We start from the raw sequence: 26,731 nt of genomic DNA, 5'->3' as shown, positions 1-26,731 counted from the left end.
GCCAATATCATTACTGCAGTTACTGAGATTTATTTTTTTCTGGCCAGATAATACTGGCAATAATACCCAAAGCAAGTATACCTAAAACGATATAGAGACTTGTGGTTGGATCGATATCAACACCATATCCCAATAAATGGTTGCTTGCATTTAAAGCTAATTTTCCGGCAATAAAAAAGAGTAAGCAGATAACAGCCTTACTAAGGTGAACTAAATACTGTTTCATGGCTTGTAAAATAAAGTACATCGTTCTAAGGCCTAAAATAGCAAAGATCATGGCACTATAGACGATTAGTGGCTCTTGGCTGACAGCAATCACTGCAGGAACAGAATCAAAGGCAAACATAACGTCACTGAGTTCAATTACAATAATACATAAAAATAGCGGTGTAGCATAAAACCTGCTTTTAGGTATTTTATCGACTAAATTTTTGTTTTCAGGTTTAGTAAGTTCTGTATCAAGTTGTTTTTGAGATAATAAAAAGTGATGGCCGACAACTTTGGGATAAGATGGAAAAATACGTTTGGCTATGCGAAACGCAAAGTGATTTGAGTAATCTTTGATATCTTGGTCATTGTCTTGATTTTTCAACATCATTATTCCTGTGCAAGCCACCAAGATTGAAAATACAAATTCCATCCACGGCCCCAAATATAACAAACCTGTACCAATTACGACAAAAATGGCGCGAAATATAATAGCACCAATAACTCCCCAATAAAGTAAGCGATGACGATAATTATTAGGTACTGCAAACCACGAAAAAATAGCCATAATCACAAACAAATTATCGACCGATAATGCTTTTTCAAGGACATAACCTGTAATAAATAAGCTGGCTATAGCACTGCCATGATGAAGGTACAAGTATAGCGCAAACCCCAGGGCAACCATTATCCAAAATAGAGACCAAACAATGGCATTGCTTAAACTAATTGGTTTATCGTTATGGTGAGCATATAAATCAATAATAATTGCGGCTAGGGCTAGCCCAATAAATACCAATATAGTTTCTATTGGAAAACCTAATGAGTCTTGAATCATAATTATATTACCTAGTATTAAATGCTATATGGAGTGAATTTTGTTTCTTGTTATGCTGAATTATTAAATAGATCATAATTATAAAAGTGATTGAGTATATATTGCTAGCTAAATCAAAAAAAGTTATATTTGCAGGTCTCGTTTAACTGTTTTAATTTAATAACTTTTTGAGCCAACATTCATGATAAAATTTAGGGTAATTATTTTCTTTTTTCTTCCTCTTTTTTCAGGGTTATTACATGCACAATCAGTGGAACCTTACGTATCTTCTTTACCTAAAGGAAGTGATTTATCCATTTTGATTCAGTCTGTAGGAAGTAATCCTAAGACATTAGCAAAATATAAAAGTGATCAGTTTAAACAACCTGCAAGTACTCAAAAAGTAATAACCGCTTTGGCAGCTGAGCTTGAATTAGGGAGTGATTTCCGATTTATAACGCGCATGCAAACTAATGGCACGGTTAGTAATAGACAGTTAAATGGTGATCTGATTATTCAGTTTAGTGGCGATCCTACTTTTACTCGCGCACAATTAAAAAATATGATTGCAGAGCTACGTCAAAAAGGTATTGAAAAAATTGCAGGAAATGTAATTCTCGATACTTCAATATTTACAAGTCATGACAAAGCTCAGGGGTGGTCATGGAATAATCTAACAGCTTGTTACAATGCTCCACCATCTGCAGTGATTATTGATGATAATTGTTTCTATGCAACATTGACCCCAGGTAAAGTAGGAGCGAAAGCCTCTATTTCTAAGTCATCGAATATTCCTGTTGTTGTGACAGGTGATGTGAAAACGATCGCAAAAAACAGTAAAAATCTCAATGATAAGTATTGTGAATTAGATGTAAGCTATTTAGATAAAAATCGTTATTATCTATCAGGGTGTATTGCCTCAAGTTCTGATAAAACGCCGCTAAAATTTGCGGTAATTGATGGTGTTGAATATTTTTCTACTATTTTTAAAAATGAACTTAAGCAACAAAAAATCACTTATACCGGATCACTCTTTGAACGCAATCAGAGGACTAGTGAACAGTTGTCTTTGTTAGCTTCTAATCAGTCAGCACCACTTTCTGAACTGTTAACCGTGATGCTTAAAAAATCGAATAATTTATATGCAGATGCTATTTTTAGAACTTTAGGTGCTCATTATTATAATGTTCAAGGTACATGGCGTAATGGTGGTGATGCTGTTAAGCAAATTTTACGCAAAAAAGCAGGTATTAACCTTGAAAACTTAGTTATTGCTGATGGTTCTGGTTTATCTCGATTAAACTTGGTGAGTGCTGACAAATTAATGGAAATTTTGCAATACATTGCTGCCCATAATACGCAATTAAGGATTATTGAAATGTTACCAATTGCCGGGATTGATGGTACATTGCAAAATCGTAAGAGTTTTAACCAAGCACCTTTTAAAGAGACAATACGAGCCAAAACAGGTTATATTCAAGGATGTTATAATTTAGCTGGATTTATCCAAAAGTCTGATGGTAGATATGTGGCTTTTGTACAGTTAATATCGGGTTACCACGCCGATAGGCAAAATGAGCCAAAAAATAGTGCAATTATGCGATTTGAATCAGAGTTTTATAAAAATTTCATTAATTAAGGACTAAAAGGACACATAGGTTTGATATGAAAATGAAATATGTGTCCTGATTTATTGTCAGTAAAATGTATTAAATTAAAGATTATTTCCTAAAAATCCACCACTTTGATGTTTCCAAAGCTGTGCATATAATCCATTTTTCTTGAGTAATTCTTGGTGTGTTCCTTGTTCAATGATTTTACCTTGATCAAGTACAACCAACCTATCCATTGCTGCAATAGTTGATAACCGGTGAGCAATGGCTATAACGGTTTTTCCCTCCATTAAAGAGTATAGGCTTTCTTGAATGGCTTGCTCTATTTCAGAATCCAACGCACTTGTTGCTTCATCTAATAATAATATAGGGGCATTTTTAAGAATAACGCGAGCAATTGCAATACGCTGCCTTTGTCCACCGGATAATTTTATGCCTCGCTCACCGACAAATGCGTCATAACCAGTTCGACCTCTTGCATCAACAAGCGTTTGAATAAAGTTATCAGCATGTGCCTTTTGAGCTGCTTCAATCATTTGTTCTTCGGTTGCGTGATTGTTACCATAGAGCAAGTTTTCTCTTACTGTTCGATGCAATAATGAAGTATCTTGTGTCACCATACCAATTTGCGCGCGCAGGCTTTCTTGACTTACAGTGGTAATATCTTGACCGTCAATAACAATCTTGCCACTTTGTAAATCGTAAAAGCGAAGCAATAAATTGATAAGTGTTGATTTACCTGCCCCTGAACGACCAACTAGTCCGATTTTTTCACCTGATTTAATTGTTAAATCTAAATTTTCAATGACTGAATGATGCTGCTTCTTGTCATATGTAAAATGAATATGTTTAAATTCGATTTTACCTTGAGTAACATCAAGCGACGTTGCATTGGGTTGATCAACAACCGTTTTAGTTGCTGAAAAAGTATTAATACCATCTTTAACAACCCCAATATTTTCAAATAGAGCTGCTATTTCCCACATGATCCAATGTGAAAAACCATTTAAACGAAGTGCAACAGCCGTTGTTGTTGCAATTGCGCCAACGCCAATTAATTGATCCGTCCATAACCAAAGTGCAACGCCTGTGGTACTTAGTACTAACGAAATAGACAATAAGTGATTAACAATTTCAAAACTACTCACTAGGCGCATTTGTTTATTAACAGTAACTAAAAACTCATCCATTGATTCTTGGGCATATTTTGCCTCATTGCCTGCATGAGAAAATAGTTTTACTGTCATAATGTTAGTATAGGCATCGGTTACTCGTCCTGTCATTGTAGAACGAGCATCAGCCTGCATACTTGCAACTTTACTTAATCGGGGAATAAAATAATACATGGCAATACCATAAAGTAGACACCAGCTCATAAATGGTATTAATAACCAAATATCTAATTTCCCAATGATTGTTGCCATAGTAATAAACGAAATTAGGACATAGATGAAAATATCCGCCACTAAAAAGCAAGTATCACGAACTGCTAGTGACGTTTGCATGACTTTTGCTGATATTCTTCCCGCAAATTCATCTTGAAAAAAGCGCATACTTTGATTAAGTACTAGTCGATGTAGGTTCCAACGCATTCGCATTGGAAAATTCCCAGCTAAGCACTGGTGTTTAATAATCGTTTGTAGTCCAATGATAATGGTACTTGCTAAGATGATTAAGGCTAATAAAACTAATGTTGTTTTTTCTTGTTGCCAAAATTTGCTAGGTTCAACAACTGCAAGCCAATCAATGACTTTACCAAGAGCTGCATATAAAAAGGCTTCAAAAACTCCACCTAATGCACTAAAAATAATTAATAACAGTAGAAATAAACGAGTTCCTTTAGTTGATTGCCATATGAAACTAAAAAAGTTTTTAGCCATAGGCTCTGGTTCATCTTTCGGATAAGATGACACCAATTTTTCGAAGAATTGATACATATTTAGACCTAATTAATAATAAGGTTTTCTTTGATTATATTGTCAATGATATAGAAAAATGGGGTGAGTGCAAATAGCTATAAAGTATTTTTACACTCAAATTTTATATGAAATTTAAATAAGCATTACTTAGCTATATAATTGTTATTGCTAAATTTATCAATATCAAAGAAGTTAGTGAGGAAATAAAATGTTTTATATTTCCTCGCTTTTGGATTATATCTTGAAAGTTAATATATAGCGATTAGTTGTATTAAAAAATGTCTTTAATAATAAGCACCACACGCCCAACAATATGGTATTTATGAAAATCTATCTTAGAAACTTCAATAGTTGGATTCTGACTATTATTACAAATTAACAACCACCCATCGAGTGTTAAACGTACTTTTCTTAAAAAGGTAATATCTTCATATTCAATTAGGTATATTGCACCATCAACAATATCAGTTATTTCAGTATTTAGAATTAGCCCATTATTGTTTTCTATTTCTGGAGACATTAAATCACCTTTTGCCCAGTATATAATTAATTTTTTAGCATCTAAACCGCGATGCTTAGCCCAACCCTCAATAATAGGATAGTTCATTAATGGCGGTGTTTCTCTAACAAAACGTTCTTTTTGCGCTTCTTCTTTGGTTGGTAATTGTTTTTTATAAACAGGGATTCGATAAATATTTTCGTTGTAAACATCTTCTTCATTTTTAGAATCTACAAATTCTAGCCTATGCCCAGTGGCCAGCCAATTGAAAGAAACATTACATTTTTCGGCAATGACTTCTAAACGGGTAAGTGATGGGTACGTTTTACCAGATAGATAATCTCTAATTACAGTTTCTGACATATCGCATTTTTTCGCGAATGCAGAAACAGATAAACCTTGCATTGAGCTGTGTAATCTATCTTTGAAAGTTTTAACATTATTATTTTTAATTGAATTCATCTTTGATCCATTATTTCTCGCATAAATTCATTAATTATAGTGCATTTTTTTGTGATTTTGTATATGAAAATAGTATATAAAATCAATTCAGTGGTTTTTATTCTATGTTAATTGTGCTTTTTTAATTTTATATATTCGATTTTATGTTGTTTTTCGTTTTTTAATATAAGAGTTATCGTGTTGTTAAAAAAAACGATTATTTTTTGTTTTTTCTGCTCGAATTCTTGTATTTTTCTGTGAAATTTGCTTATTTTAATGTTTTATAAATGTTTTTTTTATTAAATTTGATGTTTATCAGGTGAATTTTAGTGGTTAAATTTTATATATCATCATGTTTTTATTGAATTTGTTTGTTTCTTGTGAAATTGTTAAATAAGCTAGAAAACAAATAAAAACGTTGACTAAAGCGAAAAAAAATGGATAATAAGCAGGGTAAGGATTTTTCATTGTTTTCTTTCCTTATATTCCTTATATTTCATGTTGGCCTGTATAATTTTATACAGGTCTTTTTTTATTCTTTAACTATTCATGAAATCACGTCATAAAAAGAGTATAATGAGCACTTTATAAAATTTATTTTAAAGCCCACCCTAAATAGAGCGTTATATTTATTGAGAGGATTTGATTATGTCTTTTAGCATTCCACACCTTTTAGTGTTTTTGGCCGTAGTTATTTTATTATTTGGGACTAAAAAATTACGTAATTTAGGCTCGGATCTGGGTTCAGCATTAAAAGGCTTTAAAAAGGCGATGAATGATGACGAAGTTGAATCGAAAAATGATGATAAGTTAGATAATAAATAGTTGTACTTATAGGTATGAATACTCATTTTGATGTAGCAATTGTTGGTGGTGGGTTAGTGGGTTTAGCAACGGCGTGCGCACTTAGTCAATATGCTCTAAACATTGCAATTATAGATACTAAAATTCATCAGCATGCATCCTTGTCATATGAAGATGTTGGTATTAGAGCTTCAGCTATTAATGGCGCAAGTCAACGGTATTTTTCGCAAATCGGTATATGGGATGATTTGTGCGCTAGTCAACGTGTACAAGAGTTTAGCGAAATAGGTGTATGGGAAAAATATGGTCAAGCTCATTTGTCTGCTCATGCCAAAGATTATGATTATCCTAACCTTGGATATATAATCGAAAATAATGTCATTTCTCATTATCTTTACCAATATGCTTTAAATTGCTCCAATATCAATATTTTTAGTTGTGAAGCCATTGATTGTACATTTAATGATGACTTTGCCTTTTTGACGCTTGCTGATAAAACTGTTTTACAATCTAAATTAATGGTAGGTGCAGATGGTGCTCATTCTTGGGTGCGTAGATGCGAAAATATTTCTGTTTTTGAGCGCGATTATATTCATCATGCTGTTATTACAACTGTTGAAACTGAGTATCCACATCAATCTTGTGCTAGACAAGTATTTTATCCCAATGGGATTATCGCTTTTCTTCCTCTTTGGGATGAATATAAAAGTTGCTTAGTTTGGTCGACTAAACCTGATAATGCAGCAATTTTGACTTCGCTTTGTGAATCTGAATTTTCAAATCAATTATCAGCGTTAACAGGCGATAAGGTAGGCAAATGCAAATTAATTAACCCGCGCATGGTATTTCCATTAAAAGCGCGTTTTGCAAAACAATTTGTTAAACATCGCCTAGTACTTATTGGTGATGCTGCGCACACGATTCATCCTTTAGCAGGACAAGGTGTCAATTTAGGGTTTCAAGACTCCGCTTTATTAGTTTCGACCATTAAACAATTAATTGATACACAAAAAGATATTGGACTTGTAAATAATTTGAAGTCATTTGAGTTTAACCGTCGTAAAGATACGTTAGTTATGTTAACAGCCATGCGAACTATTCAAGATATGTTTAATGGTGATAATGTGCTGAAAAAGACATTAAGAACCATTGGTATGAATGCTATTAATCATAGCTCATTATTAAAAAAACAATTGATCAAATATGCTATGCATATTTGATCTAGGTTGACATTTTATTACTGTGATTTTGTCAAAAAGTTTCTAATAGGAATGCGTTTTAGTATAAAAAAGCCAGCAAATGATACCTAATATTGCCAAAGACGTGCTTGCAATGATTATCGCTATCCATCCGTAATGACTAAATAAATAGGTCGAACCCACAGATCCTAGCATTCCGCCAATAAAATAACATACCATATAACCTGTATTCATTCGGCTGCGTGCTTCGGGCCTAATTTGATAAATGGCATTCATACTTGAGACGTGGGTAACTTGTACGGCAAAATCTAATAAAATCACGCCAATAATTAAGGCATAAATTGAATATTGGGCTAACGAGAGTGGCAACCAAGATAACAGTAATAAGCATAACCCAATAGTGGTTGCAATAAAACCTTTGCCTTTGTCTGACAATTTTCCTACTATTGGTGATCCCATTGCCCCAGCCGCACCAGCAAGTCCAAATAAGCCAATAATAAAATCAGAATAGTGGTATGGTGCATTAGTTAACAAAAAGGCAAGCGGTGTCCATAATAGTGAAAATAGTGCAAATGATATAATGGCTAATAGTGAACGAATTCTAAGCGTTGGTTCTTGTTTATATAATAAAGCAATCGACCATAACAGCTTAAAATAATTAATGTTAATATCACTACGGTAACTAGGTAGAGAAATCCAGAGTAATAGCGTCACAATGGTCATCATACCTGTTGCAATCCAATACACGTCATGCCAATCAGCAATTGTTGAAATGATGCCAGCAAAGGTTCTACCTAATAAAATACCTAGTAGCATACCGCTCATTAACATGCCCACAATTTTACCACGATGCTCTGGTTTTGATAGCGTAGCGGCAAAAGGAATTAAAACTTGAGCCACCGTTGAAAATAGCCCTGTCATAGCTGTGCCTATTATAAGCATGCCTATATTTTGAGATAATGCGCTTACCATAAGTCCACAAGTGGATAATATCATTAAAATAATAATCAGCCTTTTACGCTCCAATTTATCGCCAAGTGGTGCGATAAAAAGTAAGCCAACAGCATAACTAAATTGCGCAGCCATAATGATTGATCCTGCATTTTCTACTTTTATATGCAGATCATGTGTAATCGAATGTAATAGCGGCTGCGCATAATAATTGCTGGCAATAGTAATACCAATAGCAAATGCCATTAAAAAGACTAAGTAGCTAGATAAACTTTGATGTGGTTTGCTTTGCATAACAGAATATCGTTAAAAATAATCGGTAATTATATACGAAAAATAACCTAGATACTGATAAAGAAGCGTTAGTAAGTCGTTTGTTTTAATAAGTTATAAATAGGCGTTGCTAGTCCTATTTTGGCATTGTCAGCTTTAAGGTTATACCAATAGCCACAAGATTCATCCCAACATTTTTTATATTTAGTGATAACACAATGGATAGGAATAATATCTAAGTGAAAATGGCTAAATGTGTGGCGAAAGGCAATGAGTTGCTTTGGTTTTGTTGTTTCAATTCCGTATTTTTTTAACCAGTCAGTTAACGCTTGTTTACTTGAAAACTGAGGTAAACAATATAGGCCTCCCCAAATGCCAGACGCAGGTCTTTTTTCGAGCCAAATAGTTTGGTTATATTCAAGCATTAAAAAATAAGCTATTTTTTCAGGAATAGTATTTTTAGGTTTTTTGGTTGGGTATTGTTGCCAACTTTCAGTTTTATAGGCAAGACAATGATTATGTAAAGGACATAAAGTGCATTTAGGTTTAGAGCGAGTACAAACCGTTGCTCCAATATCCATCATGGCTTGATTAAATTTTGCAACATCATTTTTTGGTGTAACTTGCTCACTCAATTGCCAGAGATTATTTTCAACAGTTTTAATACCAGGCCAGCCTTCAACTGCAAAATATCGGGTTAAAACACGTTTTACATTGCCATCTAAAATGGGATAATGCTGATTTTGTGAAAGTGATAAAATTGCCCCAGCAGTTGAACGCCCTATGCCGGGTAGTGCAATGACATCGTCAAATTGTGTTGGGAATTCACCATTAAACTTTTCAGCAATCATTTGGGCTGCTTTATGTAAGTTACGTGCCCTTGCATAATAGCCAAGACCTGTCCAAAGATGCAATACATCATCTATTGAAGCTTTTGCTAGGTCAGTTACCTTGGGGAATTGTTCAATAAAACGGTTAAAGTAAGGGATAACAGTTGCAACTTGAGTTTGTTGCAACATGACTTCTGATAACCAAACATGATAAGGGCTTTTTTCGATTTGCCAAGGTAGTGATTTTCTACCATACTGTTCATACCAGTTAAGTACCGCTTGTGAAAAATGTTGCATTGCCATAGTCATTACATTACCGCAACAATTGAATCACTTGGATAGCATCCGAGCACCTTAGTATATAGCGTCATTGATGCTAGTTCTTTGAGTGCTGTTTGCATTTCATAAGAATGGATGTTGCCTTGCAAATCAATATAAAACATTTCTTCCCATGGTGTACCATGAATTGGACGCGACTCAAGTTTAGTCATGACGATATTATGATTACGTAATACTAATAGGGCATCAACTAAAGCACCTGCTTGTTGGCCAGTCTTCATTAAAATTGTGGTTTTAGCTGGAATTTGATCCGAAACCTCAAACGGCTGGCGTGCCAACACAATAAAACGCGTAATGTTTTCTTTTTGATTAGCAAAGTTATGTTCAAGGACTTGCAGTCCATATAATTCACCGCCATCTTTATTACCGATTGCTGCAACATTAGGTTGATTTAATTTAACAACAGTTTCCATTGCTGATGAGGTACTGTCGCAATATACAATCTTCCAATGAGGGTAGTTTTCTAGGAAGTTACTGCATTGCTGGAATGGTTGTGGATGACTATAAATAGTATTAATTTGCTCAAGTTGTGAATTTGGTATAGCGAGAACGCAATGATCGATAGGTAAAGAAAGCTCACCAATAATGTGCAAATTGGTTTTTTGCAATAAATCATAAACCTCATTAATCGAGCCTGAGCTAGAATTTTCTATTGGTAAAATGCCATAATCTACCGCACCATTTTCGACTTGTTCAAAAATATCTTTAAAGGTTGAACAGCCTAATTCAATCATTTCATCTAAGTGAGCGCTAGCATAGCGGCGAGCAGCTGAATGTGAATAAGATCCTTTGGGACCTAAAAAGGCAACTTTGGCAGTGGCACTAGTGCCGTGATTAAGCTTTTCTTGTAATATTTTTTGTTGTAATAGTACTGAATCTTCGATAATTAATTGATATAAGCGTTTAATAAATACATCATCAAGATGATAGTTTTTGCCTTGATTGATTAAGGATCTTATCAGTGAACGCTCACGCTCCATATCGCGCACCGGAATGTTCGCATCAATTTTAGTATGAATTACTTGTGTTGAGAGTTTGCGTCGTTCAGCAATAAGTTCTAACAACGTTTTATCTAGCTCATTAATCTTATCTCGTAAAGGTAATAAAGGGTTTGCTGTCATTTTCATTAGATATTTAAAAAAAGATAGTTTGTATTATAACAAGCAAAAAAATAAAGACACCATCAAAGTCTATTTTTATGATAGAATAAAGATATACCTACTGTAGACTCGATATAACAAAAGTTTTTATTTTCTGTTTATTATCATGATATAAAAGTGTCTAAATTACCAAGATTTTTAAGTCATTATAATATATTCAAAAAATCTATCTCAAGTCTTTGGTATAAACGTGTAGCGTTTGTACAATATATTTACAAATCTTAACAAAAATCTAGTTTTTTACTTTCAAACAATTGTTTTTTATTTATAATGCAAGTTCTATATGCTAATTTGCACAGTTCTTATTATTTGCATGGAAAAATAGATAAAAAAGGCACCTATAGAATTTTATTCTAGAAAATTGAAAATAAGTTAAGAATTATCAAAAGGAATAGGTAATTATAAAATGAAGGAATCAAACACATTTCTTGATCACCCACAAAAATTAATTTCAAAAAATGCTTCTCTTTTTACATGGTTAGCTTCTTATTTTAATTATCGCTCCTATGTAGTAACTAAGTTAGTTGAATGTACTTTGTCATTGTCAAAATGTTGCAATTTACGTTTAATTCTATTGATTGTTATTTATCCTATGTTATTCGTTAATAATGCGAATGCATTATCGGCAGCGACAGCAAATGTGGTAAATGGAAGCGCTCCGTACTTAAGCTTGGATGGTGGGGAAACTAAAATAAATAGTGCTGAAGGACTATTAGGAATAACGTTACCTAATGGGCATTATATTCCACCTGGGGTAAATAGTGCGCTTTATCCTAATGCGACGATAGATACGTCAAGCGCAAGCAATCCTATTGAGTTACCAAGTACCACAACGTTTGCTGATATACAAACAATGGTGCCAGTGGCAAGTTATCCTAGCATTGAGTTAAATAAATTGGTTAATTCACCGTATAATTACGGGAAAGATGACGATGGTGATGTTGAAATAAGTGCAACGGGGAGCTTGATGATCCAATGGCAAGACAAAAAAGGTCAAGACATTACAATACAAGTCAAAAATCACCAAAAAGCAACATTAAGCGCGTGTAGCGCACCTTATAAACTGACACTAACGGCAACAAATGTTAGTATATCAACGAAGTATGGTCAGCCAAAGAGCAATACCTTTATAGGTGATCGTTATACCTATCATATTGTTGTTCCTAATATGGATAAGCCATGTCCTTCCGTTGCTTTTGCTCAGCCCAATTTATTGTTTTCTGCTGGAGATGAATCGCCAGATTTATGGAATGATCAAAAAGGGTTTAAAGTCGCCGATGTGAGTGACACAACAAAGAACTTCCCGACTACGGGAGCAAACAAATTGTATTTCTTTTTACTCTTAAAAAATATAACCCCAGAACAGGTTATAGCTGCAAATGGTACAAAGGTAAGTGCAACAAATGGTATGGGTGTGACATTATCATTAAGCAAGAGTACAACAGGTTGGCGAGACACACCTTTAAGTGAAGCAGCATTAAAGATAGAACTAAATGGACCTGATATAAGCTCAAATAATAAGGCATTTACCCCTTCATTATTTAATATTTATGCAGATAGTACCCATTTAGAATTGTTATACAGTTTCAAAATAGAGCGTTGGTATATAATTCCGATTCAACGGAGTCGCACTTATGACGATATCCAAAAATTTTGTCGTAATTTAGGTAATGGCTATCGAGTTCCTGATGCGAATGATTTAACTAATGCAAATGGGGATGGTTGGACCGGAGGTATACCGAGCAGAAATGTTAACAGTTACCAAAGGCGTTTAAGTTATCGTGATAGTAATCGCTGGATTGGCGGGATACTTAATGAGTGGGGCTATATTACTGATACCCCTAACAACGCTTTCTTGAATCATGGATATTGGGTTACCCAGTCGAATAACATCTGCCGATCTGATTCTGAAATACTATTTGCTAACTCAATGTTTGGTAACGTTAATTGCTCGGCATATACCACTAGAGTAATCGAAAAAGACCAATATGATAAAGTCGGCGATGTCTGTGTGAGCCCATAATACTATATTTTCTAAATTGAGAATGAGTATTGTTATCGTTTTATCCGAACATACTTATATTTAATATCACTGTTATTGTGATTTACTGTATAAAAGGGGAATTATTCCCCTTCTGGTATGGCTTCTTTTATGCTATTAAATGCCCGACGAGCTTCGCCTTTATGTTGCAGTTTATTGAGTTGTTTTTCTAGTTTATCAATAAGATCATTAATTGCGGCATACATATCAATATGTTTGGCAGACGCAACTAATGGCGTTCCTTTAGTAGCAATTGTTGCATCAACAATAAATCCATCTGGTTCTTTGGATAAAATAAAATGAGGATTGATTAGCTGTGCTCTCCATTTATCTAACTTCGAAAACTTATCTTCTAGGTAGCTACGAATTGCAGGGGTAATATCCATTTGTTTACTGGTAATACTTAAAGCCATAGTTGACCTCCGTTTTTTATCAATAAATCTAACATTTTTAAATGTTGTTATTACTACATTGGCAAATTATTTTATTCTCGTCAATAAGATATTTATTATTGATCACATTTTTGTGAATTTAATTTAAAAATAGATTCTATTAATTAGCTATTGCATAACAGTGGGGCTGAAACTGATTTTACTATATACTGTGTCAATAAGTATTTAGTTTATTATGCGTTATAAGATATTTTCAATGAATGAGGATAATGTGAGTTATTTAGATAATGTAAAGATTGTTTTGGTTGAAACATCTCATACAGGTAATATGGGCTCTGCTGCAAGAGCAATGAAAACCATGGGATTAACGAATCTTTGTTTAGTTAATCCAGTCATCAAGCCCGATTCTCAATCGATTTCGTTAGCGGCAGGTGCGAGTGATATTATTAAAAACGCGCAAATTTTTTCGTCACTTGAACAAGCGATTGCCGACTGTACTTTAGTGATTGGCACTAGCGCCCGCTCTCGTAGTTTGCAATGGCCACACTTAACCCCAAAAACATGTGGTGATAAGATTATTCAAGAAGCAACTAATGCCAGCGCTCAGGTTGCTTTGGTCTTTGGTCGCGAGCGAGTCGGTTTAACCAATGAAGAATTGCAAAAGTGCCATTATCATGTTGGCATTCCTGCTAATCCTGATTATAGTTCTTTAAACCTTGCTATGTCGGTACAAGTTTTGTGTTATGAAATTCGTATGTCAATGTTAAATCTTGAAAATAACATATCAGAGCAAACAAATGCAAATCTGTCCGAAACTGAATTTCCTATTGATGCCGATATAGAGCGTTTTTACCAGCATTTAGAACAAACTTTATTACACACAGGCTTTATTAATGCCAACCATCCGGGGCAAATTATGGGACGTTTGCGACGATTGTTTACTCGCGCACGCATTGAACAACAAGAACTGAATATTTTGCGTGGTATTTTAACTTCGATTGATAAAACGTTACGATGATCACAAATAGAAACACCCACAGAATTGTGGGTGTTATTTTTAATTGACACTGCTTAGTGCGTTATTTTATTTATTCATCAAAATTTCGATTTTGAGAATATTAACTTTTTTTGCGCCATGTTGTTCCATTCGCGCCATCTTCAAGCACAATATTCATTGCATTTAATTTGTCGCGAGCTTCGTCGGCTTGTGCCCAATTTTTACTTACTCTGGCTTCATTGCGTTGTTTTATTAATGCCTCAACTAATGCAACATCAACATCATCTTGCTGATCACCTTGTAAAAATTTAATGGGATCTTGCTCTAATAGTCCAAGTACAGCGGATAAATAACGTAATTCAGCAGCTAATTCATTAGCAAGTGACATATTATTATCAGCTTTGGCTTTATTAATTTCACGAGCTAAATCAAAAAGAGTTGAATAAGCTTCTGGCGTATTAAAGTCATCATCCATAGCATCACAAAATTGGCGATAATAATTACTGTCAGGCGTCATGTGTGGATGAGTTGGATCAGTGCCTCGTAGGGCTGTATAGAGTCTCTCTAGTGCTATTCTCGCTTGCTTTAAATTTTCTTCGCTATAATTGAGTTGGCTACGATAATGACCTGATAGTAAAAAGTAACGCACTGTTTCGGCATCATAATGTTTTAGTACATCGCGAATTGTGAAAAAATTATTAAGTGATTTTGACATTTTTTCTTGGTCTATCATAACCATGCCTGAATGCATCCAATAATTGACATATTGACCATCATGCGCACAGGTTGATTGGGCAATTTCATTTTCATGATGTGGAAACATTAAATCAGAACCACCACCATGAATATCGAAGTGATTACCTAACTGATAACTATTCATCGCCGAACATTCAATGTGCCAACCTGGGCGACCTTTACCCCATGGCGAATCCCAACTTGGTTCATTCGGTTTTGACATTTTCCATAACACAAAATCCATTGGATTACGTTTAACATCAACTACATCAACACGCGCACCGGCTTGTAGCTGTTCTAAATTTTGTCGCGATAAAATACCATAATTTGGATCACTGTCTACTGAAAACATCACATCGCCATTATCGGCAATATAGGCATGATTTTTGGCAATTAATTCTTCAACTAATTGGATGATTTGTGGCATGTGATTAGTTGCACGTGGTTCTATATCCGGGCGTTTTATATTAAGTGCATCAAAATCTGCATACATTTCTTGAAGCATTCGATCAGTAAGTTGATCACAACTTTCGCCATTTTCGAGTGCACGCTTGATGATTTTGTCATCAATATCAGTAATATTACGCACATAAGTTAAATCATAACCTAAAAAACGTAAATAACGAGTGACAACATCAAATGCAACAAAAGTACGCCCGTGACCAATATGGCAAAGATCGTAAATGGTTACTCCACAAACATAAAGCCCAACTTTATTAGGGGTAATAGGTTGAAATGTTTCTTTCTCGCGAGTTAATGTATTGAATATTTTTAACATTATTATCTACAGGTTAAAATTAATGGATTTTGTTAAATAATATAACAAAAATTTGGATATGGCGAAATTACTTATTCTAAACTTTGTAAAGAAATAGTGTGAATATGCATAAACCAAAATAATAGCTTTTGGTTTATCGTTTTGGTATGTGCCTTAATAAATGAGGATAAAGAAGATATATCTGAAAGTAAAAATATAAGCTTAAAACGCATTATTGTTTTAAATTCGATAGAAATAAATGAGCATAATCGCCCCAAGTACTGAAATTAACAAACTAGGAAAGTTAAAACCTGTTATACTACCCCAGCCAAATAAGGAGCTAATACACTCGCCCATTAAGGCTCCTGTCAAGCCTAATAAAGTCGTTTTAATTATACCAATACGTCCTAGTGGCATAAAAAACTTGGCAATAAAGCCAGCAACTAATCCTAGAGCAATTATCAAACTTATAATTTTCATAATAAATTCCTTTGGTTATTGAAATTATAATTAGTTTACTAAATTAAAAAATCTAATAGATGCTGGTGTTCAATATAATGGATTTAATTAAAAATAATATATTGTAAGTCGCTCAGTTTTTTTACACTTTATGTGTGGAATAATTCTTTAATAACGCATAAGGCGTTTTTCCCAAAATTGCTTTATTTAGAGAATAAATCTTTTCTACCTTTTGCATCGCCAACTATTTTCTGATTATGCCATATCTTCATTAAAATGCATATCGTGTTTTTATCTTTCCTATTTGTTAGAGGGTAGGCTGAGTTTGTGAATTTTTGATTGATACGATAGTTATCTCATGTTTTAAACGATAGGTACTGCAGATTCTCAATTAATCACGAAACGGTATAGAATCCTGAATATTTTTTACAAAAAATAGAACCTAAGAAGTGAACCACTGGGGAAATACCTCATAGTGAGTACAAAACTGATATAGAAAATTACGCTGCCTGTTTTAGTGTTTTATATTCAATAGGTATTATGTTATTTAATGCCTCACCAGGTCTTTTCGTATTAGTTTCGTTTTTATAAGTATTTATTACAGTCGTTGCTCAAGTTAGGGGGGAAACAACGCAAGTAAGGCAAGCACTACAAATGGAGATAAGGATGATATATCTAGAAATATTAAGCATGAAGTGTATTTAAATTGGCGGGAAACCCGCCAATTTAACAGGAACAAATTATTTTTTTATGTGACGATAGATATAAATGAGTATAATCGAACCAAGTACTGAAATTAACAAACTAGGGAAGTTAAATCCAGTCACACTACCCCAACCAAAGAAGGTGCTAATATAGCCACCCACTAAAGCACCTGCAATGCCTAATAAAATAGTTTTAAATACACCTACACTTCCTAGTGGCATAAAAAACTTGGCAATCCAGCCGGCAATTAATCCTAGAATTATCCAACTTATAATACCCATGATAATTTCCTCTTGTGATTGAAATTAACTTTAGTTTACTTAAATTAATTAAAAAATCTAACAGAAGATAATGTTCAATGAAATAGTTTTAATCGATTAATTAAGAGTCATAAATAATATGCAAAATATATTAATAACTAATACTACTAAAGAAAATAGGGATTTAATTTAAAAACTCACTATACCAATAAAATATTGTGAATTCATAAATTATTTTGCATTTTATAATTATGGATAATAAAAGTTAATAATGTTTTGCCCTGTTTTCGTTCTCTTAACATATATTAAAAAAGATAAGCTGATAATTAGCGCTAAGTATAAGGGAGATTAAATCTCCCTTATAAAATTATTGTTCAAAAATTGTGTTATGTAGAATTTTAATAATGGATTCTGCGTCATTGCTTTTTGCTAATAGGCAAAGATTGTGAGTACTTGCGCCATAACAGCAAAGTCTAATAATAAAATCATCTAATACACCAAACACCTCTTTTGCTATACCTTGTGTTGATGTTAGGTTATTGCCAATAATAGCAATTAGTGCTAAGTCTTCTTCAACTGTGACATGACACATTGTTGACAGTTCATCAAATAATGCTTTTGTTAATAAACTGTTGCCGTTAGTGTTAGTGCCTGTGGTATCAATAGTTAATGCGATACTGACTTCAGAGGTTGTGACTAAATCAACCGAAATATTATGTTTGGCTAATATCGTAAACACATTAGCTAAAAAACCTTGTGCATGCAGCATATTTAAACTAGTAAGTGTTAATAATGTTTGCTTGCGACGCAGGGCTAACGCTCTAAATACGGGTAATTTAGATGTAATGCTATTAGTGTTGTAAACAATGGTTCCTCCTTCTTGAGGCGCTTTACTTGAACCAACAAAAACCGGGATATTACTACGCACAGCTGGGACTAGTGTTGCTGGGTGTAGTACCTTCGCGCCAAACGTTGCCATTTCGGTTGCTTCAGCAAAAGATATCTCATCAATGCGTTTAGCCGCAGGTGTAATGCGCGGATCGTTAGTATAAATCCCTGCAACATCAGTCCAAATGTCAATTTGAGTGGCATTCAATGCTTCACCTAATAACGCTGCGGTATAATCGCTTCCTCCACGGCCTAAGGTGGTCGTTTTACCAGAACTTTCACTACCGATAAACCCTTGTGTTACAATGACGCTACGATCGTTTAGTGATTTTAAATGTGCACAGCAAAGCTGTTTAATATCTTCAATTTTAGGTGTGGCTTTACCAAATTTATCATCGGTGCGCATAACTTTACGGACGTCAAACCATATGGCATTTTTTTGTTTTTCTTTCAATATTTCAACAAACAGTTTTGAAGACATAATTTCACCGTGACTAACTAGCTCATCAGTTAATGCTGGTGATGTAGCTAAACTTGCGGCTTCAGACAAAGAGGCTATATTAGCAATGATTTTGTCAATTTCAGTTCGTAGTTCGGGATTTTCAGGTAATTGTTCTAAAATGTTGTATTGGATTGATTGGATTTTGGCAATATGTTGGGTTCGAACATCGGCATCACGTCCTTCTGCTAATGCGACTAGTAAATTTGTTACGCCAGCAGATGCCGATAGTACCACAACTTTTACGTTAGGATTAGCTATTACAATATTGGCACTATTTACCATTGATGGATAATCGGCAACACTAGTACCACCAAATTTAGCAATTACAAATGATGTTTCCATAAATTCCTCATATTAAAAATTTTTATTTTTAACAGAGTTAGAGCGGGTGTGTCCTATTTACAATTAAAAAATACAGACCATGAAGCGCTCCACCTGTTAAGGTGACAACCCAAGGGATTCAGCCCTTGCAGTCGATTTGATCGCTTCTGGATTGGCAATCAAACCTCGGCATTACATCCCCTCGATCATTTATTCGTGGTTCCAGTCCCTAAAATGATTTACCTGAGTAATGCGCCTCTTCGTTTTTGCAACTTCAGTTACGAAATCAGCGTTATATAGGATTAACGATTTTTTTAATTGTGTCAATAGGTTAAATATTAAAATTATTTGCTCGAAATAGGGCGAAATGGAAAAACCTATAACTCACGTTCAAACAATTCAATAATGGTTTGATATAATTTTTTTACTGTATATTCTTTAGTAGGTGTACTAAATATAGTGTCATCGCCCGCAATTGAACCTAAAATGCCTTCTGATTTACCAATCGAGTCAAGTAATCGAGCAATGAGTTGAGCAGCACCAGGACTGGTTCTTATCACCACCATTGAACTATTGAAATCAATATCAATCACTAAATTTTTTAATGGACTACTCGTTGTAGGCACACTTATTTCTGCAGGTAAACAATAGACCATTTCGGATTTTGCATTGCGGGTTCTCACTGCGCCAAATTTGGTTAGCATACGCGAAACTTTGGATTGATTGATGTTATCAAAACCTTGTTCTTGTAGCGCTTGTACGATTTCTACTTGTGAACTAAACTTCTCTTGACGAAGTATCTCTTTAAATGTTTTAGTGAGATCGGCTTGTTTCATAATGTTCCTTGGTTTTTAATTTGTTACTGATATTGTGCCAATATATGCAGTCATAATACTTATAATAAAATTTGCTTGCTATTCAAACTAAAATAACGCCAGCAATTTTAGATAGCATGAATAATAATTTCGTTATAGATAATTATGAGTTAAATTGGCATAAAATTAAAGAGTTGGTTTTATTGCATCTTTAGGGCGAAAAGACTTTATAACTTGTTCATGGGTTTCAATGTAAGGTCCTTCTAATAGCTGTATACAATAGGGGATGCTAGAAAAAATGCCACTAACAATGACATTGCCTTGGTTATCTTTAACTCCCTCAAGGGTTTCTCTTATTGATTTTGGTCTGCCTGGTAGGTTTATGATCAAACATTTTTTGCGAATAACACCAACTTGTCTTGATAAAATTGCGGTTGGTACAAAATGTAAGCTGATTTGACGCATTTGCTCTCCATATCCCGGCATCACCCGATCGGAAATCGCCAGTGTTGCATCAGGTGTTACATCTCTAATTGCAGGACCAGTGCCTCCGGTGGTTAAAATTAAATGGCAATGTAGATTATCAACAAGCTCACATAATGTTTGTTCAATGATAGCTTGCTCATCGGGAATAATACGATTTTCGGTTACAAAAGGCGTTTTCAATGCGGTTTGTAACCATGAAACTAATGATGGAATGCCTTCATCTTGGTAAACGCCACTTGAAGCTCTATCTGATACTGAAACTAACCCAATTTTAAACATGCTACTTATTCCTTCAACGATAAAGGCACACAGCTTGAAAATTAAAACTACACTGTTTGTGCCCAACCAATAATAATATGCGCTATGATCTTACAATGATAATTTATTCGCATTGATATAAATAAAATTAAAAAGACCTTTACATTGATTGATTTTATTGTCAATTGATTTAACATGATATCATATTATTCAAATAGCAATTGATTCACTTAGGATATATTTATGCCATCAATTCCTGCACTTGAGCTAATATCACTCAAAAAAATTTATAAAAATGGTATAGAAGCATTAAAAGGTATCGATTTAACTGTACAAGCTGGCGATTTTTATGCCTTATTGGGGCCTAATGGTGCTGGGAAGTCAACAACCATAGGCATTATTAGCTCATTAGTCACCAAAACAGCGGGACAAGTTAAAATTTTTGGTTATGATTTAGATAAAGATGTTGTCAATGCTAAAAGACAATTAGGGCTTGTGCCACAAGAATTTAATTTTAATCAATTTGAAGAAGTACTACAAATAGTTACTAATCAAGGTGGTTATTATGGATTGCCCAGAAAGCTTGCATTAGAGCGTGCTGAAAAGTATTTGCGAATTTTAGATTTATGGGACAAACGCCACAGTCGAGCTAGCATGTTATCCGGTGGCATGAAAAGGCGATTAATGATAGCCAGAGCGCTTGTGCATGAGCCTAAATTATTAATCCTTGATGAACCAACCGCAGGTGTTGATATTGAATTACGCCGTTCTATGTGGGATTTTTTACGTGAAATCAATCGGCAAGGTATCACAATTATTTTAACCACCCATTATTTAGAAGAAGCCGAAATGCTATGTCGAAATATCGGTATTATTCAGAGAGGTCAATTGATTGCGAACTCCTCAATGCGTGATCTATTGGCTAAAAGCCAATCTGAAACAATTGTTATTGATTATGTCCCTACATCTGAGCCAATTAAATTACAAGGCTACAATTATTCTGATGTTGAAGCCGGAATGTTAGAAGTCAAAGTAGATAAGCAACATGGATTAAACCAATTATTTGAACAACTAAATCAACAAAGTATTAAAGTGATCAGCGTACGAAATAAAGCAAATCGGTTAGAAGAGTTATTTGTTGATCTATTGCACAATGATACCAAACAAAAAGGTGATATTTGATGAATAATTTATATTGGATTGCCTTAAAAAGTATTTGGCGTAAAGAAGTGACACGATTTTTAAGAATTTGGGTTCAAACGCTAATTCCGCCCGTTATTACAATGTCTCTTTATTTTATCATCTTTGGTAATTTAATTGGCTCTCGTGTTGGTGACATGGGGGGATTTAGCTATATGGCATTTATTGTGCCGGGATTAATTATGATGTCCGTTATTACCAATTCTTATACCAATGTTTGTTCATCCTTTTTTAGCGCTAAATTTCAACATAACATTGAAGAATTATTGGTAGCGCCTGTACCCACGCATATTCTTATTTTGGGATATGTTGGTGGTGGTGTGATGCGTGGTATTTTAACTGGTATTTTAGTGACGATCGTATCACTATTTTTTGTTCGTTATGAAGTGCATTCTTGGTTATTTGTTGTTTGTACATTACTATTGACCTCAATTCTGTTTTCATTAGCTGGTTTATTAAATGCGGTATTTGCCAAGACATTTGATGATATAAGCATTATTCCAACATTTGTATTAACACCATTAACTTATCTTGGAGGTGTTTTCTATTCCATTGCTATGTTACCAGACTTTTGGCAGTGGATTTCAAAAATTAATCCAATCGTTTATATGATTAACGGTTTTCGTTATGGATTTTTGGGCGTGACAGATGTGCCGTTATGGATAACGTTTTCAATGCTGATTTTGTTTGTTACCGTACTTTATGTAATTGCATGGCGACTTATTGAAAGTGGGCGAGGGTTAAGAAGTTAAGAAGCATCGACAACGAGTGGTTAACCGCCGATATTATATCGGCGGAATAATAGCAGTTATTGTGCACCAGCAACGGCTTGTTTTGCCATTTCTGTAATTTTAGCAAAATCCCCTTTTGCAATTGCATCGGTTGGAATAAACCAAGTGCCACCGACGCAAAGTACATTATCAAGCGCAAGGTAATCGCGATAGTTTTTCGGGTTTACTCCCCCCGTAGGACAGAACTTCATATATCCACAAGGGCCAGCAAAAGCTTTTAATGCTGCAACGCCACCATTGATTTCAGCTGGGAAGAATTTTAGTGCCGTTAGACCATATTCTTGTGCTGTTAATAGTTCAGAAATAGTTGCAATACCAGGAATAACAGGGATAGGACCTTCAACCGCAGCTTTTAAAATAGCGTCAGTAATACCAGGAGTAATGACAAATTCAACGCCAGCTTCGGTGACTTGTTTTAGTTGTTCAACAGTTGTCACTGTTCCTGCACCAACCACAGCTTCAGGAACTTCTTTGATGATTTTCTTTATTGCGTCAATTGCGCAAGCTGTTCGTAACGTCACTTCCAGTACTTTTACTCCACCAGCAATGAGCGCTTTGGCTAGCGGTACCGCATCTTCAATACGTTCAATCACAATAACCGGAACAACAGGTCCCATGGTTAAAATTTCTTCAGCGCTTTTTTTCCAATTTTTCATTTATATCTACCCATACCTTATTGATACTTAAATATAGCAATAATCCCTAATAGATAGGGATTATTTTGTTACTCATAAATGCCTAATTTCTTTTCTAAATAATGAATATTGGTACCACCTTTTTGGAAGCCTTCATCATTCATGATTTCAATATGAAGATCAATATTGGTTTTGATTCCATCAATCACTAGCTCTGCTAAGGCATTTTTCATCCGCGCAATGGCAACTTCGCGTGTTTCACCATAAGCGATTAATTTACCAATCATTGAGTCATAGTAAGGCGGGACAGTATAACCAGCATAGATATGTGATTCCCAACGAATACCAAAGCCACCTGGTGCATGAAAACGGGTAATTTTTCCTGGTGATGGCATAAAGGTTTTGGGATCTTCAGCATTAATTCGGCATTCAATCGCGTGGCCTTTAATGACAATATCACTTTGTTTAATTGACAGTGGTTTGCCAGCTGCGATCAAAATTTGCTCTCTTATTAAATCAACGCCAGTTACCATTTCAGTAACCGGATGCTCTACTTGAATACGGGTATTCATTTCAATGAAATAAAACTCGCCATTTTCAAATAAGAATTCGAAAGTACCTGCACCACGATAGCCGATCTCAATACAAGCATTAACGCAACGCTCACCAATGAATTTACGCATTTTAGGTGTGATGCCAAGTGCTGGTGCTTCTTCTACCACTTTTTGATGACGTCTTTGCATTGAGCAATCTCGTTCACCTAAATAAACAGCATGACCTTGACCATCAGAAAGGACTTGAATTTCGATATGACGTGGGTTCTCAAGGAATTTTTCCATGTAAACCATATCATTATTGAAAGCTGTTTTGGCTTCCAATTTGGTCATTTTGATGGATTGTTCAAGATCCTTTTCTTCCCGAACAATACGCATACCGCGACCACCACCGCCACCAGAAGCTTTAATAATCACAGGATAGCCAATTTGTTTAGCGATTTGTTTATTGGCTTCAATATCACTACCTAGTGGTCCATCTGAACCCGGCACACAAGGCACACCGGCTTTTTTCATGGCATGAATCGCCGATACTTTATCGCCCATTAAACGGATGGTATCGGGTTTTGGACCAACAAAAATAAAGCCTGAACGCTCAACTTGCTCTGCAAAGTCTGCATTTTCAGATAAGAATCCATATCCTGGGTGAATAGCAGCAGCACCGGTTACTTCAGCAGCTGAAATTAGTGCTGGCACATTAAGGTAACTTTTTACGGAAGCTGCTGAGCCAATACAGACGGTTTCATCTGCTAGTAATACATGTTTTAAATCTTTATCTGCCGTAGAATGAACTGCAACAGTTTTAATTCCAAGTTCTTTACATGCTCGTAATATACGTAGAGCTATTTCTCCACGATTCGCAATAAGAATTTTATCAAGCATATTCAATCTCTTAATCGTATAGTCATTAATAAATTCAGATTATTCAATAATGAATAGTGGCTGATCAAATTCAACTGGTTGACCATTTTCAACCAAGATGGCTTTTATTGTACCAGCTTTTTCTGACTCGATTTGGTTCATCATTTTCATCGCTTCAACGATGCAAAGTACATCGCCAACATTTACTGTTTGACCAACTTCAACAAAAGCTTTTGATTCTGGACTTGGTGTACGATAAAAAGTTCCAACCATTGGGGATTTGATTGTTGTGCCATCAGTTACAACAGTCTCTGTTACAACTTCAGTTTGAGCTGTTGGAGCTACAACGACAGGAGCGGGTTGAGGAATTTGAATATTTTGTACTGGCGCCGAATAGTTTGTAGTAGGAGCAGAACGACTAATTCGAACTGATTCCTCACCTTCAGAAATTTCAAGTTCAGAAATACCTGACTCTTCAACTAATTCAATTAATTTTTTAATTTTGCGTATATCCATGAATTACACCGTGTTTATTTGATATAAGTAACAATGATTTTAATGCATCCTTATTAATGGCTAACTGTGTTGTTTTCGCCGATAATAAGGTTGTAACTCAACATTAACGCGGAAGAATACACTGTAAAACTGAATTTGTCATTATATATCTCCTTTACAAACACTTGTTATACTATTTTCTAGGTATTATTTTATAATTGCGATACAATAACGAAAGTGAGTTACTATTGGGTTTGGCTATGGTTTGGAAAGGTCAAATAATATCTTATTTAGCTTGAATAAAGCTGAAAATATATATTTTTGATTCCATGGTTTGTTTTTAAATACTAAAATATACTTAAACAAGATTTATTCTAGGAAGAGTTTTTATTATGTTCAAAAAAGTTCGCGGCTTGTTTTCAAATGATTTATCGATCGATTTAGGTACAGCAAACACACTTATTTATGTAAAAGGACAAGGTATTGTATTAAACGAACCTTCGGTTGTAGCGATCCGCCAAGATCATCGCACTGGCACGCCCAAAAGTGTTGCTGCTGTTGGGCAAGCTGCGAAACTGATGTTAGGGCGAACGCCTGGTAATATTGCTGCTATTAGACCAATGAAAGATGGCGTTATTGCCGACTTTTCTGTCACTGAAAAAATGTTACAGTATTTTATTCGCCAAGTTCATAGCCATAGTTTTTTAAGACCAAGCCCCCGTGTTCTTGTTTGTGTACCTGTTGGCGCTACACAAGTTGAGCGTCGTGCTATTCGTGAGTCAGCATTAGGTGCAGGTGCGCGCGAAGTATATTTAATTGAAGAACCAATGGCAGCGGCTATTGGTGCTGATTTACCAGTATCTGCACCGACAGGTTCAATGGTCGTTGATATTGGTGGTGGTACTACAGAGGTTGCTGTTATTTCATTAAATGGTGTTGTTTATTCTGCATCTGCACGTATTGGTGGTGACCGCTTTGATGAAGCGATTATTAACTATGTTCGTCGTAATTATGGTGCCTTAATTGGTGAAGCAACAGCCGAAAAAATCAAACATTTTATTGGTAGTGCTTATCCTGGCGATGAAGTGCTTGAAATAGAAGTCCGTGGACGTAACCTTGCTGAAGGTGTTCCGCGTAGCTTTACTTTAAACTCTAACGAAATTTTAGAAGCCCTGCAAGAACCATTAAGTGGAATTGTTAGTGCGGTCAAAGTTGCATTAGAACAGTGTCCTCCTGAACTTGCTTCTGATATTTCAGAACATGGTATGGTTTTAACTGGCGGTGGTGCTTTATTACGTAATATTGATAAATTATTATCAGCTGAAACCGGTATTCATGTTGTCGTGGCTGAAGATCCATTAACATGTGTTGCAAGAGGTGGTGGCAAAGCACTAGATATGGTAGACATGCATGGTGGCGATCTATTTAGTGAAGAGTAATTGCTGCCTTATTGTTAAGTAAATTAGTTTCATATTGATGAAACAATTAGTCAGTAAACATCTCATATTTTCTTCCGCCGACTTTGTC

The 26,731-nt window shown here is 34.9% G+C and carries 24 protein-coding genes and 1 riboswitch; of the genes, 8 read left to right on the top strand and 16 right to left on the bottom strand.

What is annotated here, in order from left to right; genetic code table 11:
- Positions 1 to 19: 19 nt before the first annotated feature.
- Positions 20 to 1,045, bottom strand: coding sequence for a TerC/Alx family metal homeostasis membrane protein (locus tag GYY69_RS08825; protein ID WP_174797341.1), 1,026 nt, complete (start codon positions 1,043 to 1,045; stop codon positions 20 to 22).
- A gap of 181 nt (positions 1,046 to 1,226) precedes the next feature.
- On the opposite strand from GYY69_RS08825, the gene dacB reads away from it, so the two are divergent.
- Positions 1,227 to 2,663: a serine-type D-Ala-D-Ala carboxypeptidase gene (gene dacB, locus GYY69_RS08820; RefSeq protein ID WP_174797340.1), complete on the top strand. Its 1,437-nt coding sequence runs from the start codon at positions 1,227 to 1,229 to the stop codon at positions 2,661 to 2,663.
- A 75-nt stretch (positions 2,664 to 2,738) separates the two neighbouring features.
- Here the strand turns inward: dacB and GYY69_RS08815 are convergent, their stop codons facing one another.
- Both GYY69_RS08815 and GYY69_RS08810 read right to left on the bottom strand, forming a co-directional pair.
- Positions 2,739 to 4,574, bottom strand: a complete 1,836-nt coding sequence (locus tag GYY69_RS08815) for an ABC transporter ATP-binding protein (protein WP_174797339.1) — start codon at positions 4,572 to 4,574, stop codon at positions 2,739 to 2,741.
- A 253-nt stretch (positions 4,575 to 4,827) separates the two neighbouring features.
- Positions 4,828 to 5,517, bottom strand: coding sequence for a LexA family transcriptional regulator (locus GYY69_RS08810; protein WP_174797338.1), 690 nt, complete (start codon positions 5,515 to 5,517; stop codon positions 4,828 to 4,830).
- A gap of 627 nt (positions 5,518 to 6,144) precedes the next feature.
- On the opposite strand from GYY69_RS08810, the gene GYY69_RS08805 reads away from it, so the two are divergent.
- Together GYY69_RS08805 and GYY69_RS08800 are read left to right on the top strand one after the other, a co-directional pair.
- Positions 6,145 to 6,321: a Sec-independent protein translocase subunit TatA gene (locus tag GYY69_RS08805; RefSeq protein WP_065637331.1), complete on the top strand. Its 177-nt coding sequence runs from the start codon at positions 6,145 to 6,147 to the stop codon at positions 6,319 to 6,321.
- 14 nt (positions 6,322 to 6,335) lie between these two features.
- The gene (locus GYY69_RS08800) at positions 6,336 to 7,520 is read left to right on the top strand and encodes an FAD-dependent monooxygenase (RefSeq protein WP_174797337.1); all 1,185 of its coding nucleotides are present in this window, start codon (positions 6,336 to 6,338) and stop codon (positions 7,518 to 7,520) included.
- Positions 7,521 to 7,562: 42 nt separating this feature from the next.
- Here GYY69_RS08800 and GYY69_RS08795 read toward each other — a convergent pair whose 3' ends face one another.
- The 3 genes from GYY69_RS08795 to pheA form a co-directional block, all read right to left on the bottom strand.
- Positions 7,563 to 8,744 (bottom strand): MFS transporter, encoded by a 1,182-nt coding sequence (locus tag GYY69_RS08795; RefSeq protein WP_174797336.1) that lies wholly within the window; start codon positions 8,742 to 8,744, stop codon positions 7,563 to 7,565.
- A gap of 68 nt (positions 8,745 to 8,812) precedes the next feature.
- The gene (mutY, locus tag GYY69_RS08790; RefSeq protein WP_174797392.1) at positions 8,813 to 9,856 is read right to left on the bottom strand and encodes an A/G-specific adenine glycosylase; all 1,044 of its coding nucleotides are present in this window, start codon (positions 9,854 to 9,856) and stop codon (positions 8,813 to 8,815) included.
- A 5-nt stretch (positions 9,857 to 9,861) separates the two neighbouring features.
- Positions 9,862 to 11,013, bottom strand: coding sequence for a bifunctional chorismate mutase/prephenate dehydratase (gene pheA, locus GYY69_RS08785; protein WP_174797335.1), 1,152 nt, complete (start codon positions 11,011 to 11,013; stop codon positions 9,862 to 9,864).
- Positions 11,014 to 11,458: 445 nt separating this feature from the next.
- Here pheA and GYY69_RS08780 point away from each other — a divergent pair, with 445 nt between their 5' ends.
- A complete protein-coding gene (locus GYY69_RS08780; protein WP_174797334.1) occupies positions 11,459 to 13,075 on the top strand; it encodes a hypothetical protein in 1,617 nt (538 codons plus the stop codon).
- Between the two features lie 101 nt (positions 13,076 to 13,176).
- Here GYY69_RS08780 and raiA read toward each other — a convergent pair whose 3' ends face one another.
- On the bottom strand, positions 13,177 to 13,506 hold the full coding sequence (gene raiA / locus GYY69_RS08775) for a ribosome-associated translation inhibitor RaiA (RefSeq protein WP_160430117.1): 330 nt from the start codon (positions 13,504 to 13,506) through the stop codon (positions 13,177 to 13,179).
- A 235-nt stretch (positions 13,507 to 13,741) separates the two neighbouring features.
- Between raiA and trmJ the strand changes: the two genes are divergently transcribed.
- Entirely contained in the window at positions 13,742 to 14,503 is a 762-nt protein-coding gene (gene trmJ, locus GYY69_RS08770) for a tRNA (cytosine(32)/uridine(32)-2'-O)-methyltransferase TrmJ (protein ID WP_174797333.1), read from the top strand.
- Positions 14,504 to 14,603: 100 nt separating this feature from the next.
- Here the strand turns inward: trmJ and cysS are convergent, their stop codons facing one another.
- The 6 genes from cysS to mog form a co-directional block, all read right to left on the bottom strand.
- Positions 14,604 to 15,995 (bottom strand): cysteine--tRNA ligase, encoded by a 1,392-nt coding sequence (gene cysS, locus GYY69_RS08765; RefSeq protein WP_174797332.1) that lies wholly within the window; start codon positions 15,993 to 15,995, stop codon positions 14,604 to 14,606.
- A 219-nt stretch (positions 15,996 to 16,214) separates the two neighbouring features.
- Entirely contained in the window at positions 16,215 to 16,454 is a 240-nt protein-coding gene (locus GYY69_RS08760; RefSeq protein ID WP_174797331.1) for a GlsB/YeaQ/YmgE family stress response membrane protein, read from the bottom strand.
- Between the two features lie 719 nt (positions 16,455 to 17,173).
- Entirely contained in the window at positions 17,174 to 17,419 is a 246-nt protein-coding gene (locus GYY69_RS08755) for a GlsB/YeaQ/YmgE family stress response membrane protein (RefSeq protein WP_065637322.1), read from the bottom strand.
- Between the two features lie 346 nt (positions 17,420 to 17,765).
- Positions 17,766 to 19,130, bottom strand: coding sequence for a lysine-sensitive aspartokinase 3 (lysC, locus tag GYY69_RS08750; protein WP_174797330.1), 1,365 nt, complete (start codon positions 19,128 to 19,130; stop codon positions 17,766 to 17,768).
- Between the two features lie 74 nt (positions 19,131 to 19,204).
- Positions 19,205 to 19,378, bottom strand: a riboswitch (Lysine riboswitch).
- Positions 19,379 to 19,486: 108 nt separating this feature from the next.
- On the bottom strand, positions 19,487 to 19,945 hold the full coding sequence (gene argR, locus GYY69_RS08745) for a transcriptional regulator ArgR (protein ID WP_065637320.1): 459 nt from the start codon (positions 19,943 to 19,945) through the stop codon (positions 19,487 to 19,489).
- Between the two features lie 165 nt (positions 19,946 to 20,110).
- Positions 20,111 to 20,689: a molybdopterin adenylyltransferase gene (gene mog, locus GYY69_RS08740; RefSeq protein ID WP_174797329.1), complete on the bottom strand. Its 579-nt coding sequence runs from the start codon at positions 20,687 to 20,689 to the stop codon at positions 20,111 to 20,113.
- Positions 20,690 to 20,911: 222 nt separating this feature from the next.
- Between mog and GYY69_RS08735 the strand changes: the two genes are divergently transcribed.
- Positions 20,912 to 21,850, top strand: a complete 939-nt coding sequence (locus GYY69_RS08735; protein ID WP_174797328.1) for an ABC transporter ATP-binding protein — start codon at positions 20,912 to 20,914, stop codon at positions 21,848 to 21,850.
- Positions 21,850 to 22,620, top strand: coding sequence for an ABC transporter permease (locus tag GYY69_RS08730; protein ID WP_174797327.1), 771 nt, complete (start codon positions 21,850 to 21,852; stop codon positions 22,618 to 22,620). The genes GYY69_RS08735 and GYY69_RS08730 overlap by 1 nt, the downstream gene beginning before the upstream one ends.
- Before the next feature lie 56 nt (positions 22,621 to 22,676).
- Here GYY69_RS08730 and GYY69_RS08725 read toward each other — a convergent pair whose 3' ends face one another.
- The 3 genes from GYY69_RS08725 to accB all read right to left on the bottom strand — a co-directional run bounded on the left by GYY69_RS08725 (position 22,677) and on the right by accB (position 25,225).
- Positions 22,677 to 23,315 (bottom strand): bifunctional 4-hydroxy-2-oxoglutarate aldolase/2-dehydro-3-deoxy-phosphogluconate aldolase, encoded by a 639-nt coding sequence (locus GYY69_RS08725; protein ID WP_174797326.1) that lies wholly within the window; start codon positions 23,313 to 23,315, stop codon positions 22,677 to 22,679.
- A gap of 68 nt (positions 23,316 to 23,383) precedes the next feature.
- On the bottom strand, positions 23,384 to 24,730 hold the full coding sequence (gene accC, locus GYY69_RS08720; protein ID WP_174797325.1) for an acetyl-CoA carboxylase biotin carboxylase subunit: 1,347 nt from the start codon (positions 24,728 to 24,730) through the stop codon (positions 23,384 to 23,386).
- Positions 24,731 to 24,769: 39 nt separating this feature from the next.
- A complete protein-coding gene (accB, locus tag GYY69_RS08715; protein ID WP_160430128.1) occupies positions 24,770 to 25,225 on the bottom strand; it encodes an acetyl-CoA carboxylase biotin carboxyl carrier protein in 456 nt (151 codons plus the stop codon).
- A gap of 371 nt (positions 25,226 to 25,596) precedes the next feature.
- On the opposite strand from accB, the gene GYY69_RS08710 reads away from it, so the two are divergent.
- Positions 25,597 to 26,643: a rod shape-determining protein gene (locus GYY69_RS08710; RefSeq protein ID WP_174797324.1), complete on the top strand. Its 1,047-nt coding sequence runs from the start codon at positions 25,597 to 25,599 to the stop codon at positions 26,641 to 26,643.
- The last annotated feature ends 88 nt before the right edge of the window (positions 26,644 to 26,731 follow it).

Origin of the sequence: Gilliamella sp. ESL0250, from assembly GCF_013345045.1 — a bacterium.
Classification (GTDB): Bacteria; Pseudomonadota; Gammaproteobacteria; order Enterobacterales; family Orbaceae; genus Gilliamella; species Gilliamella apicola_H.
This window is presented reverse-complemented; position numbering and strand designations above follow the sequence as displayed.

Excerpts from the sequence above, each read along its gene's own strand:
- GYY69_RS08825 (WP_174797341.1), bottom strand. The coding sequence starts at position 1,045 with ATGATTCAAGACTCATTAGGTTTTCCAATAGAAACTATATTGGTATTT.
- dacB (WP_174797340.1), top strand. The coding sequence starts at position 1,227 with ATGATAAAATTTAGGGTAATTATTTTCTTTTTTCTTCCTCTTTTTTCA.
- GYY69_RS08815 (WP_174797339.1), bottom strand. The coding sequence starts at position 4,574 with ATGTATCAATTCTTCGAAAAATTGGTGTCATCTTATCCGAAAGATGAA.
- GYY69_RS08810 (WP_174797338.1), bottom strand. The coding sequence starts at position 5,517 with ATGAATTCAATTAAAAATAATAATGTTAAAACTTTCAAAGATAGATTA.
- GYY69_RS08805 (WP_065637331.1), top strand. The coding sequence starts at position 6,145 with ATGTCTTTTAGCATTCCACACCTTTTAGTGTTTTTGGCCGTAGTTATT.
- GYY69_RS08800 (WP_174797337.1), top strand. The coding sequence starts at position 6,336 with ATGAATACTCATTTTGATGTAGCAATTGTTGGTGGTGGGTTAGTGGGT.
- GYY69_RS08795 (WP_174797336.1), bottom strand. The coding sequence starts at position 8,744 with ATGCAAAGCAAACCACATCAAAGTTTATCTAGCTACTTAGTCTTTTTA.
- mutY (WP_174797392.1), bottom strand. The coding sequence starts at position 9,856 with ATGGCAATGCAACATTTTTCACAAGCGGTACTTAACTGGTATGAACAG.
- pheA (WP_174797335.1), bottom strand. The coding sequence starts at position 11,013 with ATGACAGCAAACCCTTTATTACCTTTACGAGATAAGATTAATGAGCTA.
- GYY69_RS08780 (WP_174797334.1), top strand. The coding sequence starts at position 11,459 with ATGAAGGAATCAAACACATTTCTTGATCACCCACAAAAATTAATTTCA.
- raiA (WP_160430117.1), bottom strand. The coding sequence starts at position 13,506 with ATGGCTTTAAGTATTACCAGTAAACAAATGGATATTACCCCTGCAATT.
- trmJ (WP_174797333.1), top strand. The coding sequence starts at position 13,742 with ATGAATGAGGATAATGTGAGTTATTTAGATAATGTAAAGATTGTTTTG.
- cysS (WP_174797332.1), bottom strand. The coding sequence starts at position 15,995 with ATGTTAAAAATATTCAATACATTAACTCGCGAGAAAGAAACATTTCAA.
- GYY69_RS08760 (WP_174797331.1), bottom strand. The coding sequence starts at position 16,454 with ATGAAAATTATAAGTTTGATAATTGCTCTAGGATTAGTTGCTGGCTTT.
- GYY69_RS08755 (WP_065637322.1), bottom strand. The coding sequence starts at position 17,419 with ATGGGTATTATAAGTTGGATAATTCTAGGATTAATTGCCGGCTGGATT.
- lysC (WP_174797330.1), bottom strand. The coding sequence starts at position 19,130 with ATGGAAACATCATTTGTAATTGCTAAATTTGGTGGTACTAGTGTTGCC.
- argR (WP_065637320.1), bottom strand. The coding sequence starts at position 19,945 with ATGAAACAAGCCGATCTCACTAAAACATTTAAAGAGATACTTCGTCAA.
- mog (WP_174797329.1), bottom strand. The coding sequence starts at position 20,689 with ATGTTTAAAATTGGGTTAGTTTCAGTATCAGATAGAGCTTCAAGTGGC.
- GYY69_RS08735 (WP_174797328.1), top strand. The coding sequence starts at position 20,912 with ATGCCATCAATTCCTGCACTTGAGCTAATATCACTCAAAAAAATTTAT.
- GYY69_RS08730 (WP_174797327.1), top strand. The coding sequence starts at position 21,850 with ATGAATAATTTATATTGGATTGCCTTAAAAAGTATTTGGCGTAAAGAA.
- GYY69_RS08725 (WP_174797326.1), bottom strand. The coding sequence starts at position 23,315 with ATGAAAAATTGGAAAAAAAGCGCTGAAGAAATTTTAACCATGGGACCT.
- accC (WP_174797325.1), bottom strand. The coding sequence starts at position 24,730 with ATGCTTGATAAAATTCTTATTGCGAATCGTGGAGAAATAGCTCTACGT.
- accB (WP_160430128.1), bottom strand. The coding sequence starts at position 25,225 with ATGGATATACGCAAAATTAAAAAATTAATTGAATTAGTTGAAGAGTCA.
- GYY69_RS08710 (WP_174797324.1), top strand. The coding sequence starts at position 25,597 with ATGTTCAAAAAAGTTCGCGGCTTGTTTTCAAATGATTTATCGATCGAT.